This window comes from Enterobacter cloacae complex sp. IR5384 (genome assembly GCF_049237265.1).
Taxonomy (GTDB): Bacteria; Pseudomonadota; Gammaproteobacteria; order Enterobacterales; family Enterobacteriaceae; genus Enterobacter; species Enterobacter cloacae.
Window position 1 is genome coordinate 106,147 of record NZ_JBMKHJ010000015.1, and the last position, 12,884, is coordinate 119,030.

The following is a 12,884-nucleotide window of genomic DNA, read 5'->3' on the forward strand; positions in this document are numbered from 1 at the left end:
TGCTGAACTCACCGGAGCCTTTTCATGTTCATTCGCACCCGTAGTCTGTCCGCCATTGCGCTGGCGGCGCTGATCGCTTTCCCGAGTCTCGCCAGTGCGGCGACGCTCCAGCCCCTTGAACGCTGGCGCAGCTATGCTGGCGTGAGCTGGGATACCTCTCAGAATGGGCAAACGCCGACGCGGTTTTCCGGCTCGGTTAACGCGCCCATTGCCGGTATCCATTTTGATGCAAAGGGCCGGACCTTTGTCAGTACGCCCCGGCTGGTTTCTGCCGCCGCCCCCGCCACGCTGAGCATTCTGGATACGACTGTTCAGTCCGGCCCTGCCCGCCTGACGGCGTTTCCGTCACGCGAGGGGAACGCGGTAAACACCGATCCCGCGCAGAACCTGCGCAACGTGCTTGGCTTTTATATTGATCGTCAAAATGGCTGGCTATGGGCGCTGGACATGGGGTTTGTCGCAGGCGAAACGGAGTCGCCCGTGGGCTCGCAGAAACTGGTCGTACTGGATCTCAACACGGGCCGCCCCCTTAAACGTATCGCCCTGGATGGCGTGGCGGACCGCAAAGCCAGCTTCCTGAACGATGTGGTTGTCGATGAGAAACGCCGTGTCGCCTATATCTCCGATAGCGGCTCGCGGAGCGCACCGGAAAACCGCGTGGGCCTTATCGTCGTAGATTTCACCACCGGCACGGCGCGACGCGTGCTCGACCGTCACCCTGCGCTACAGATTGAGCCAGGCGTCAACGTGGTTTCACACGGTGCGGAGGTCTGGCCGGGTAAACCCTTATTAATTGGCATCAACGGTATTGCGCTCTCCCCGGATGCGGGCACGCTGTACTGGACGGTCACAACGGGAACCCATGCCTGGGCAGTGCCCACGGCATTGCTGAGACAGGCAGGATCAACCGATGCGCAGATTGCCGCCAGTATCCAGGATCTCGGCGTGGTGGGCGGTAACACCGACGGTCTTGTAACCGATGCAAAGGGCAACCTCTATATCACGGATGTCACCCGCAACGGAATTGTCCGGTTTGATCCGAAGCACCGCGCTATGTCGCTTATCGCCGCCAGCGAAGACGTTTACTGGCCAGACACACCGGCAATCCGTCCGGACGGAGATTTGATCTTTACCTCGAGTCGCCTCAATGACCACTTCGCGGGAGCCGTTAAACCCGGAGAGGAACGCTATGATTTGTGGCGTTTGCCTCTCGGTGCATCACATAATACGGGCGAATAATAAAATACCCGTGGCTGGATAATCGCGAACGATTATTGATGCGGGTCAAAGGAATGTGGCTGATTGACTAAAGAACAGGGTCAGGGAGTCGATATTTATCTGGGTAGTTGTCAGTCTGTGTCTGCAGGCTGGCAACTCTGCCGGGCAAGATAAACGGCCCTTTTCGGCTCAGGAACATCCACGCAGCCACCTAAATAAAATTATCTCATGGAGAGAAAATGAAAGTTCGTCTTCTAGCGATTGTATCTGCATCCTTAATTCTTGCGGGCTGTGCTGGCTCGGTAAAACCCGACACCGTGAAAGCGGCAAATGGCAGCGCAATTGATATTTATAGCGTATCAGCACTGCCGGAACTGAATGACAACCGTATCGCCGACAACACGCTGCGCGAAGTGACCCCGACGCATGCCGCAGCCGGTATGGGGCTTGCCGTTCTCGGCGCGTTAACCGGTAACATTAACTCCGGTGACTTTGATAAAGAGAACTATAAAGGGACAGCGATCGAAACCCTGCAAAACCCGACGAACAGCTGGTTTGTTCCTAAAGCGAAACAAAATATCAGCAAGTGGCTGAACGAAAAAGGCAATGGCCACGTTTACAAGCAGCCGCTCTATATTGGTAAAGCAACCTGGGCGCTGATCTATAAAGACGCCACCGCGACCACGCCTCTCTATCAGCTGAAATATAAAGTCCTCTTCTATAAGCGCCCGGAAAGCGGAAATATGTTCTCTGCATTTACGGTAGCGGAATGCGCCCCTACGCCAGTTGAAGCGCCACTGAGCGAGTGGAGTGCAAATAATTACCAAAAAGTGACCAGCCAAACTGAAAGCTACATGAAAAGCTGCCTGCTTGAGCTGGATAACCAGCTGCCGCGTTTGCTGAAGCTGTAATGTGATGTGCAGTACGGCCCGCTTCGTGCGGGCTTGTGTGGGAGTACGCTCATCCTGAAATACCATGAGGTTTCAGGATGAAAAAGCTAGATAGCCGGACAACAGGCTTACCTTTTCACTTCCAGCCTGCCGGGAATACAACATTCTGGCGCCGCACCCTACCCTTCGTGATCACACTTTTTATCCCTGGCTATTCACTTACCAAAAAGCGGTGTTATCATTCACTTCGTAAATACCTTTCAACTCTACCCGAGGCTTTGATGCTGGAGAATGTAATCATCTGATAATCAGCCCCCCGACCTTTCAGGCCGGACTGATTATCAATGCGCCGAAATCGAATGCGGACACCGTTGTGTGTTTGCACGTTTTGCACATGATGATTAAACAGGTTTTCCAGTATGAATTTATCCCGTCAGGAACAACGTACCTTACACGTTCTCGCTAAAGGTGGACGTATTGTGCACGTCCGCGATGCATCTGGCCGCGTCACTTCCGTTGAATGCTACAGCCGGGAAGGGCTTCTGCTCACCGACTGCACACTCGCCGTCTTTAAAAAACTCAAAACCAAAAAGCTGATCAAATCCGTCAACGGTCAACCCTACCGCATCAATACCACCGGGCTGAACAACGTTCGCGCCCAGCCTGATAATCGATAAGGAGAGGATTATGGATATCCCACGTATTTTTACTATCAGCGAAAGTGAACACCGCATTCACAACCCCTTCACGCCAGAGAAGTACGCCACGCTGGGCCGCGTGTTACGCATGAAGCAAGGCGCGCGCATTCTCGATCTCGGCAGCGGCTCGGGAGAGATGCTGTGTACCTGGGCACGTGACTATGGCATTACCGGTACCGGCATCGACATGAGCCCGCTCTTCACCGCTCAGGCAAAGCTGCGCGCGGAAAAGCTTGGCGTCAGTGAACGCGTTCATTTTATTCATAACGACGCGGCGGGCTACGTCGCGGATGAAAAATGTGACGTGGCGGCCTGCGTAGGGGCCACCTGGATTGCGGGCGGCGTCGCCGGGACGATCGAACTGCTGGCAAAGAGCCTTAAACCAGGCGGACTGGTGCTTATCGGCGAACCGTACTGGTGTCAACTGCCTGCAACGGAAGAGATTGCCCAGGCCTGTGGCGTTTCATCGGTGGCCGATTTCCTCCCCCTGCCCGACCTTGTCGCCTCTTTCGATGAACAGGGCTATGACCTGGTCGAAATGGTACTGGCAGACCAGGAAGGCTGGGATCGGTATGAAGCGGCTAAATGGCTGACCATGCGCCGCTGGCTGGAGGAGAACCCTGACGATAACTTTGCGCATGAGGTTCGGGCAGAGCTGACGAATGCGCCTAAACGCCATGTGACATATACGCGGGAGTATTTTGGCTGGGGCGTGTTTGCGTTAATCGCACGATAAAAAGGAGCAGGCGATATAACCCAAAGGTTATATCGCCTTTTTGCAGGGAGCGCACAATATTACGCCTGTCGTACTTTATTATTGTTAATCATTCCCTTTATTCGTCATCGTAATTACAGGTTGTTATTCTTTTACTGGCGCGAGATGAATACCAGGGGATCGTCTATTGAGAAAAACCGATGAGGCGAATATATTGCCCGTAAAACAGCCAGGCACATTAATGAAGGAAGCATGATGGATATTGCGCTGCTTAACAGGGGATGGAATAGAACCTGGTCAGATACGATGGTGAATCTGGAAGCCCGAAAGGTCATCGAAACTGCAAATCGACTGTCAGCTTACTATTTACAAGATGGTCTAACACGTATCAAGTTTGTTGAGGAAATAAAACAGGTCGTAGAAAAAGAGTTCGCGACAGCACGGCGGTCGAAAACCGATGAAGAATGCATTGAATGCCTCAAAAATCTGCGTGCTGAAAAAGAGAATCTTCTTGAGCAAGAGCGCTTGTTAAGGACCAGGTCCGCTCAGCTTTATGCGAAGGTCGAGTTTGTCAGAGAAAATAACAAGATAGTCGGATATGTTATTTCAGCTGTGAATGTGGTGCTTTCAGGGATGGTTTTCTTTGGTGGCTTTATGATGTTATCCACTATGGGGCCAATTGGTATGCTGGCTGGGGCAGTCCTGATTGCCGATGGTATGAACGGATTAACGAAAGAAGTGCTCAACTTTGATCAGCCAGCAGGACATAAACCCTCGCAAGGTATCATTGCTGACTCCGCGATGCATACAGCCCAATTTATGGGATTCAATCGTAACACGGGCCTGGCTCTCTATAATGGAGTTACTCTTGGAGCCAGTGTGTACAGCATTGTAGGACTCGCTCGAAAAACTGGAGCCTGGAGATTATTCCGCTGGCTTCAACACGATTACTATCGCAAAGTCAGCACAATGAGCACTCCTACGCTAACAATGAAGATTGTCGGTTATGGTGTTAAAGCAAAAGTGATTTTCGACCTGGTGACAACAGAAAATGGAACCAATTAATCTTTGATAGTTTTTCGGTAACGCCAGGATTTATAGGAAATTACCGGCGGCTGTGCAAAGGACATAATGGCAACCCCAAAGATCATCGCCAGCCCCCATGCAATTACTCTATCAGGTGAGCTGAAGACAATAAGTAGTAATAGGATAAAGGTACAAACAGCCACCACTCCCGCCAAGGTAACAAATCGTCTGGCGAGGTCATTTATGGCCTCTCCAAGCGTTCCTCCATATTTTTCAATATTGCTTTTTATCTTCTGCAATTCGGGCTGCGTAAACCCTGAACGTAACAAAGCCTCATCAGTCACTTTCATATCGTCTCGTCCCTTAGCTCCCAGAAGTGTTTTCTCAACCGCTGATTGTGAAAATAATCATACTGATGAACTTTACAGCAATCCACTTGATGTTTGCGCAATGTATCAGATTTCAGACAATAGAAGCCATAAAGCCCCGTTAGTGGTGCAAGCAACAAGCGGAGCGTAGCGACTACATCAGTGTTCAGAAGGATCACACCTTATCAGGGTGCTCGTGTACCTTTCGGAGCGTGAGCGAAGCGCTGCCTGCGTATTGTGTGCAGGTACGTTTACCACTATTCACCTGTTTACGTGGCTCACAGGCCACACATCGGGCTTAAATACGTGTGATAAATCTGTTTCGGGATAGTTTAGAGACGTTGGCAACGTCGTCAGCTTTGAGTTGATAGCGGTTCGTGGGGAGTGTTCACACTTTGTACCTGTTCGAGCTTTACAACTACAGGCCTACAGGCCGCTACGTGCTGACATCCCTGAATAGCCACAGTTAACCATAGCGGCAACTGTTGGTCAGATAATAGGAACAAACAAATCAAATCAACTTAACTCATTGTTTTTCAAGAATTTATTCTTGTCGACAAATAATCCTATACACATGGCTATACACATTGGCGGAAGCGTTCAAAACTCGTCCACCTCATCGCACAACAAAATACTTTTTCTTATGAAAAGCGTACATACTATTCACCATCATATTTTTATATGAAATATCAATATGATAGAAGTTAACCGTTAAGTGAAGAGTGAACAGCAAACCCTACATTTGATCTTAGACCATAATAAAACCCAGCATTCGCCGGGTTTGTGGTCCACTCGCATAAAATTTATGATAGGTCAAAACTATCTTTTCCTAAATTTAACCTATTCCAAAAGAACAGGGCTGTGAAGTTAGCCCCATCCTTAACCTATTAAATTTATTCAAGATATAAGGATTGCTCAATGAACTGACTGGCACCACATAAATGAACTTTAACCTCACGCTCACCAAAAAATGCCTGCCAATATTTTTTTATATCCTTTTCTTTTTCTTTATCTCTTTCATATGTTACGACTTCAATTTTAACACTTCGTTTAATCATTCGAGATAAAAGTTGTCTCATTTCAAAATCGGCATTCGGCAACGAATAACCTATGAAGATTATTTTGTCAGCTTCAGATAATTCAATACCAGCGTTCTGCCAAATTATTTTGTATTGAGGATTTGATAGATCCTTGAGAAAGGTAGGCATAATAAGATTTGATATCAGTCTATTCTCTTTATTTACTGCGTCATGATTTTTATCACAATGCCTACATGTTGCCCCTCTCGCAACCCCTATTTTTTTATTAAACCCGACATAAAGGCGCATGCATCGCGAACATTGTAGCCAGTTAAGTGAACCATGAATCTTCAGCAGTTTCACATTAAAACCACCTGCTCCTAACATTTCTAGACCCGGCTTTACCGTTTCGTCCCTTTCTTCTAAGGAGCTTATATAACAGCAATAATCAACAACTGCACGTCCGTGGTAGTTCCTTTGGATATAATCATACAATGAATTATCTAGTAGAATATCCCAGTTGGTACTAATAACGCTTACAGGATCATGCTGTCTATAATTACCACCCAGCCTCTCGCTACATGTCCTCACTAAATACTCAGCAAAGTGGTCAATATATTCCTTACTATTCCCTTTTCTTTCCAAGATCCTCCTAATGGCCAAACCAATGATATTAAAAACAGCATCCCTTGTCTTTGTCATTTGCTCAATAGACAGACCTCTAAACTGGATATTATCCGCCAAGCACCGGTCTAAAGGAGTGAACATATCTTCAATCTGAACATCTTTAAATTGCTCACGTTTATAATATAATTGTTCAGTAAGTAAGTTTTCAAAAAGCTGAAAATCTGAACCATTAAAATAGTTTGAATCCTCTTGGTGTATTTTAAATATCTCACCCATTATTTCCGCCTGCATAGGCGCGCCAGCTTCTTTTGAAAATCCAGCGCCAAGCACAAATACAGTTTTCATCCACAACCTCTTAAATTATATTCTGCGGTCAGATATTTGAAGATTAGCTTATTCATATGTCAAGAAAAAACCGGCTTCCACCGGTTTAAATACCTATTTTGTGATTTCGAGACTGCACTTCGGTAGCCAGTCAGCATTGCATTCTTCTCTAAGTGCCAGATTGGTCTGCATTCCCTGATTGGTCCGCCGCTTCTCGTACTGCAGCCCATACTCTTTCAGCATTAACGGCAGCCCCTTGCCAAACATGGTCAGACTGAGCGTATTTTTATAGCCGTTGGCTTCCATGTAGACCAGATAGGCATGGTAAAGGTATGTACGTGGCTGGCGCGGGACAATATTGGCGTTTCTCATAAACATGCCGTTGGTGTCGGGTAATGCCTCAAGATAGCCACAAAAATCAAATGCTGGATCGGCATCACGCTTGATGGTGAGAGCCTCATCAGAATTCTGCTGCGACCGAAGCAATGTTCTGGCGCTCATCGGATCGCTGAAACGTTGCATGAGTTGGCGAACAATCACAGCAAGTTCTCGAGCAATTTTATCCTTTAGCTGCGGATCGCGTTCTTCCGGTGCTATCTGCTCAGGAAAATGCAGAATAACTCTACGGCGGGGCCACATTTTTTCCACCCAGGGATATCTGCTGCGGGCAGGCATCGCGGCTGATAAGGTCGTAGATGGTTGAACGGGATAGCCCGCAAAGGTGCATCACTTCAGGTAATCGTATGAAGCGTTTCTGCTGAGCCGGAGCCGGGAGCACCGGAGCAGCTGGTGCCGGGGTGGAAACGGAAATACTGTTCATCTGGCTACCTCTCTAGTATGTTTACAACAGTCCGGGCAATTCCATCCGGATTCAGGTAGCTCCTTATTATGTTTATATAAGCGGCTCGCGCATGCTTTATTTATTTGGTGTGAAATGTTGATTCCTCAAAAAAAAAAAAAAAAAAAAAAAAAAAAAAAAAAAAAAAACAAAAAAAAAAAAAAAAAAAAAAAAAAAAAAAAAAAAATAAAACAGCTAAAAACCGTATGGAACGGACAAAAACAAACCATCCTTTTATGGAATATAATAAGGAGCATCAAGTATAAAAAAGTCTATTACACCAGGCAGTATCACAGCTAAAGTCTGAAACAAGCCATGCCATTCTGGGTTTTACATCATAAGGACGAAGACATCGGAATAATAAAAGAGCTACAAACGACCAAGACTAAACAGTTCATCATATGTATTAATTAAGTTACCAACTGAAGAATTAAATTATCCTTATCCTTCCGCATGTATCCGGATGTGTTTAATGAGCATCAGATAGATTCATTTTTATGAATATTTCCCTGAAATACAACAGGCTGACGGGAGGTTGAATGTTGAATTATTAAACAGAAATAAGACACATTTTATTCTATACATCGAACAGTGCTGAATACTTGTGAATAGTGGTGAGGAGAAAAAAGCCAGTAATAAACTGAAAAAAATATCGCTACTTATATGAGAAAAAAAATATAAGTGAAGTTTTATTTCTGTGAACAGTCATGAACAGTAGATGAACACTTCGATTCAAACACTACACTCCTCAACCCCATGTATTTACTATCTTTTTATTAAAGTGAACAGTAGTGAATAGTATGTATTAAAGGAAGGGTGAATATCAGACATGACGCCTTTCTCTGGCTAGCTATAACAAGGTCATTGTTCTGTCACTGGCACAATCCTCCTCAGTAGTGCCCTTGTATGAGTACCGGCACAATTGACACGACAACAAAACACTAATGGTGGATGCATCAATGCGTGCTAATGCATCAGCCAGTTTCACCCCGGCATGACATAAAGTTTTCCTGGCTCGCCTCAACAGACTTAATGCAAAAGGAGGGTACTGATATGGCCCTGAAGTGTCCTGAATGTGGCACGGTCGCTCATGCCAGAACCAGCGCCTATGAAGCTCCATCGGTTAAGCGCTCATGGTATCAGTGCCAGAATCTTGAATGTTCGTGCACATTTACTGCCCTTGAAAGTGTCGACACGATAATTATGAAGCCCCATAAATCAGCGACGCCTGAACCTGATTCGAAGAGCAATTCTCTCGTACGTCAGCCGCAGACCCTGGGCCGCTACGGTTCAGCCTGCCCCCTTAAAGACCGTCATGCACAATAGAATGGAGAGGAACAACAATATGAAAGAACAACAATTGACGGAAAACCAGATTCAGGCCGCAACAGGACACGTAGTTACACTCCTCGCCAGGGCAAAAAAAACCGCTTAAGGATGCGGATTGGCTCATTCGGTTGCCTACAGATGAAATAGCTCGCGAGACGGAAAAACTGACAAAAAACCTTTCCTCCTGCTGGCAGTCCCGAATTATCGACCTTTACCAAAAAATGCAGGCCTGGGTGGAGGCCAGTCAGGCTGAAGAAGCAGCTATTGAGAACCTCAGGACTCTGCGCCATCATCAGACCGAAACTGAACAGGCCAGCAAAGACAATCGGGCGAAGTTCAGGGAATTAACCAGAACGGCGGCATCGTAACGCCGGAGATGAAAGCTCTTCGGGCTGAGTATCTGGAACAACAGGAAACAGCCGCCGAGCTGGCCGGACTGATTACTGAAAAAAAGAGCAGTTGCCGATACTAGCTGGCGCGACCGGTCGTAAGGCAAAAGCCTATATCAACTGCCATCATGGCCTCACTGAGGAGCGTATCGATGAGCTTCTGCGTGACTTTTTTATTTTCCACTGTGCCGAGTTGAGCAGCCTGCTCAGGATGAAGTACAGGCAATTCGAACGGAATAGCTCAGCGCACATACCGGGCATTATTGAAGGCATAAATGATGCAGATACGCTGTATCGTGAATTTATCCTGAATCTAATGCTGAAATGGACGAATGAAATAATGCCGCTGAGATTCCGAGACGACGTTATGAGTCTGACCGGTTCAGCACCGATCAGGCTCACGTAAGGACAGGAGAAAAAGTTTTGAAGTGAAAAACAGCTCACTTATGCCCGGCCTATGCCGGGTTTTTGATGTCTGTCGCCTTAGTGCATGTCTATGCTGCATGAAAACGCATGAGTCTCATGCAACCAGTTAATGTACGTCAGACCAGACACGGCGCGGCCCAACGACACTCATGCAGGTGCATGAAAACCACTACATAAAGCGGGCAGGCGTGGCGGGGCTACGAGTGCGCGCTTTGAGGTTAAATGGTACCGATCGTACAAATCTCGAGGAGCTGGATGGGCCAAAACAGGGGTAAATCTCGCCTCTTTGGTGCGCTGTTGAGACGCAAGGAATAAGGGCGAAGAGTAGCTGTCCATAGCAGAACAAAACGGTAGAGAGTATTACAGGCTTGATGCTGTTTAGTGGGTAAATAATTTTGAAAAATTTACCGCAGCAAAGAGTATAATTTACCTCCGTCAACACGCAGCACTTGCGGTGAGTAGCCAGTCAAAAATTACATAGATCCCATCATTTTTCACTAGTTAAAGCAAGTATCCAAAGGATGCATCATTTTGCATATGCTTTCCCGTTCCTGTACTCCCGTTCAGCGCCAGTTCCGATGCGGCTTGAGTACATCTTTGCACCTACATTAAAAGCCTCCCTTAAGTGGGCAGGCGTGGCGAGGTGGGCATTGCGCGCTAACATAGTGTCTAAATATTAAAATACTTAGTTCGTGCATAGCTTCACAAACTCATTATTATAATGAAGCTCAGTTTTTACAGTTGTGCAATAGTTGGAATATGGTTCTTACTACATATAGCAATTGATAATAAGGAAGCATCATGATCGGCTCGACTTGGAATAAATGGGATCTTCATATACATTCTCCTCTGACTCATATAAATAATAATTACATAGGAAAAGACATAAATCTTTTTGTGGATGAGATCATTAAAAATGAATTAAAGCTGATAGCAGTGACAAATTACTGGTTTTTTGCTGAAAATGAATTAGAAATTATCAAGGCTAAATTTAAAGAGAGAAAATATCCAATATGCATATTGGCCAATGCAGAATTTCGAATTGCACAACCAAATAAATCAGGTGAATGGATAAATGTCCATGCGGTTTTTTCAGAACATATTTCAACTGATCGAATCAATAAAGTATTATCTAGAATTAACTTACAAAACACTACCGATGATAAAAAAACAATATGGTGTTGTAAAGACTCAATGGATGAGTCAAAGATAAAATTTGACGAAGCAATAATAGATTACGATACCCTTTCCAAAGGGCTAAATAACGCTTTTACTCTTGGTAAGGATTTCTTCATTGCAATATGTCCAAATGGTTATGGCGGCTTTCAGCCGGAAAAAACAGAAGGACGATCTGTTGCTGTCGCAAAAGAGATAGATAAGCTTGGCGATATTGTTCTTGGACGAGCCAGGGATCGAGATTTCTTCTTATTGGACACAAGATATGAGGACGCGCCGAAAAAACCTGTTTTCGTTTGCTCTGATGCGCATATTCTGGGTGATATTGGAAGCAAATTTACATGGGTCAAAGCCAAACCAACTTTCCAAGGATTAAGACAGACAATTTTCGAACCTGAAGAAAGAGTTCAACAGTCGAGTGATTTTATTGAACTGAATTACATAAAGCCCCACTTTAGCCGAATAGCTCTTGAGGGTAATATATTCAACGAAACTGATTTATCATTTAAGCCTCAAGCGATCCCTTTAAATAAAAACATGGTATCTATCATTGGTGGGCGAGGCACTGGAAAAAGTATCTTCCTCGATGCAATGAAGGCCGTATTGATGCCAGGTATAACGTTTAGCTCTGATAGAGATTTATCAACCAATGGCGTTAGCGTTTTTCTTGATAAAGGGTATGGAGAGGAGTCATCTATACTCTTCAATTCACAAACAGCTTCACCTTATAACTACCTTCATGTATCTCAGGGTGATATCGTTAATTTTGCAAAAAAACCAGAAAGTTTAAGCAATGAAATAAAAAGAATGCTGGGAATAAAGGATAAAGAGTATGATTCTGTAAACTCTAACTTGCTCCTGGATAATCTTTCAAAATATAGAGGGTTTGTTGATTACTGGACTCTCACTGACTCAGAAAACAACAGAGTAAATACGGATGCATTTCAACTAAAAATAATAAATGACAATAAGAAACTTACAGAAACTCTAACCAACCCTAAAAATAAATCACTCATCTCTGATTATCAAAAAAATTCCGAATCAATCAATAAATCTCAGCTAGCTTATGATAAAACTCAGGAACTGTTATCTTTCATAAGTAGAAACATTTCCGAAATCAACGATAGAATTGGAGTTTATAACAATTTAGATGCTGTGACCCCTAAACTACCTCCCTTACTAGATATACAGCATACCCTTTTGTTAAATAAAAATTTAGAAGCAATAAAAAATCGCATCGAGGATATAAAACTTAAAAATGATGAAATAAAAAAAGGATTTATAGAACAAGGAATTAACCAAGATGTCTCATCATTATTGAGCAAACTTAGTGAATATCAAGAAAACATAGACAGAGCCAAATCAAAAATCAATGAAATAAATGAAAATAAATCTCGGTACTTCACGTATGTTAAGGAGCGAAGCGAGTACGCAATAAAATATAAAGACTTTATAGAAGAGCAAGCATCAGAAATACGTAGGCTATATGATTCCCTACAAACTAATAATGATAGTTGGAATGAAGAACAGAATCATATCGTCCAAGATATACTTTCAGATATTAGTATAAGCGGCAGAGTTATCTTCGATAACGATAAATTTTATAAAGGATTGGAAGAATGTATTAACAAAGGAAAATTCAGAGCATCCAACGAAAAAAGCACAAAACAAAAATTAATTGAAACATTCAACATAAGATCCTATGAGGATTTCTTTACGTTAGTTAACAATGATAATGACCTGCCCCCACGATTAGATACAACACTCAGTTAGTAACGTCGGAATCTTCATTCTCAGAATGACCCTTTCTCCAGCCCGCTGCAAATTCAGACGGTGTCTGA

General features: G+C 44.7%; 10 protein-coding genes and 3 pseudogenes. 9 read left to right on the forward strand and 4 right to left on the reverse strand.

Annotated elements, in window-relative coordinates:
• Positions 1–24 precede the first annotated feature (24 nt).
• The 5 genes from ACOTX3_RS14275 (at position 25) to ACOTX3_RS14295 (ending at position 4,586) form a co-directional block, all read left to right on the forward strand.
• Entirely contained in the window at positions 25–1,239 is a 1,215-nt protein-coding gene (locus tag ACOTX3_RS14275) for an L-dopachrome tautomerase-related protein (RefSeq protein ID WP_058678411.1), read from the forward strand.
• A gap of 218 nt (positions 1,240–1,457) precedes the next feature.
• Positions 1,458–2,129 (forward strand): hypothetical protein, encoded by a 672-nt coding sequence (locus ACOTX3_RS14280; RefSeq protein WP_058661767.1) that lies wholly within the window; start codon positions 1,458–1,460, stop codon positions 2,127–2,129.
• 398 nt (positions 2,130–2,527) lie between these two features.
• Positions 2,528–2,785, forward strand: a complete 258-nt coding sequence (locus tag ACOTX3_RS14285; RefSeq protein WP_013095761.1) for a YjhX family toxin — start codon at positions 2,528–2,530, stop codon at positions 2,783–2,785.
• A 10-nt stretch (positions 2,786–2,795) separates the two neighbouring features.
• Positions 2,796–3,542, forward strand: a complete 747-nt coding sequence (locus ACOTX3_RS14290) for an SAM-dependent methyltransferase (protein ID WP_058678410.1) — start codon at positions 2,796–2,798, stop codon at positions 3,540–3,542.
• 234 nt (positions 3,543–3,776) lie between these two features.
• Positions 3,777–4,586, forward strand: a complete 810-nt coding sequence (locus ACOTX3_RS14295) for a DUF4225 domain-containing protein (protein WP_058678409.1) — start codon at positions 3,777–3,779, stop codon at positions 4,584–4,586.
• On the opposite strand, the gene ACOTX3_RS14300 is transcribed toward ACOTX3_RS14295, so the two are convergent.
• The 4 genes and pseudogenes from ACOTX3_RS14300 to ACOTX3_RS14315 all read right to left on the reverse strand — a co-directional run.
• Complete coding sequence (locus ACOTX3_RS14300) at positions 4,583–4,897, reverse strand: hypothetical protein (RefSeq protein WP_058678408.1); 315 nt, start codon at positions 4,895–4,897, stop codon at positions 4,583–4,585. The two genes, ACOTX3_RS14295 and ACOTX3_RS14300, sit on opposite strands and share 4 nt — an antisense overlap.
• 911 nt (positions 4,898–5,808) lie before the next feature.
• Positions 5,809–6,906, reverse strand: a complete 1,098-nt coding sequence (locus ACOTX3_RS14305) for a hypothetical protein (RefSeq protein ID WP_058678407.1) — start codon at positions 6,904–6,906, stop codon at positions 5,809–5,811.
• Between the two features lie 93 nt (positions 6,907–6,999).
• Positions 7,000–7,515, reverse strand: a pseudogene (locus ACOTX3_RS14310) (primase-like DNA-binding domain-containing protein); the annotation flags it as partial.
• 1 nt (position 7,516) lies between these two features.
• Positions 7,517–7,705 (reverse strand): annotated as a pseudogene (locus ACOTX3_RS14315) (helix-turn-helix transcriptional regulator); the annotation flags it as partial.
• Between the two features lie 1,071 nt (positions 7,706–8,776).
• On the opposite strand from ACOTX3_RS14315, the gene ACOTX3_RS14320 reads away from it, so the two are divergent.
• From ACOTX3_RS14320 to ACOTX3_RS14335, 4 genes and pseudogenes are all read left to right on the forward strand, one after another.
• Entirely contained in the window at positions 8,777–9,049 is a 273-nt protein-coding gene (locus tag ACOTX3_RS14320; RefSeq protein ID WP_058678564.1) for an ogr/Delta-like zinc finger family protein, read from the forward strand.
• 131 nt (positions 9,050–9,180) lie between these two features.
• Entirely contained in the window at positions 9,181–9,420 is a 240-nt protein-coding gene (locus ACOTX3_RS14325; protein WP_234355693.1) for a hypothetical protein, read from the forward strand.
• A 91-nt stretch (positions 9,421–9,511) separates the two neighbouring features.
• Positions 9,512–9,847 (forward strand): hypothetical protein, encoded by a 336-nt coding sequence (locus tag ACOTX3_RS14330; RefSeq protein ID WP_234355690.1) that lies wholly within the window; start codon positions 9,512–9,514, stop codon positions 9,845–9,847.
• 821 nt (positions 9,848–10,668) lie between these two features.
• Positions 10,669–12,792: pseudogene (locus ACOTX3_RS14335) on the forward strand (TrlF family ATPase); the annotation flags it as partial.
• Positions 12,793–12,884 lie beyond the last annotated feature (92 nt).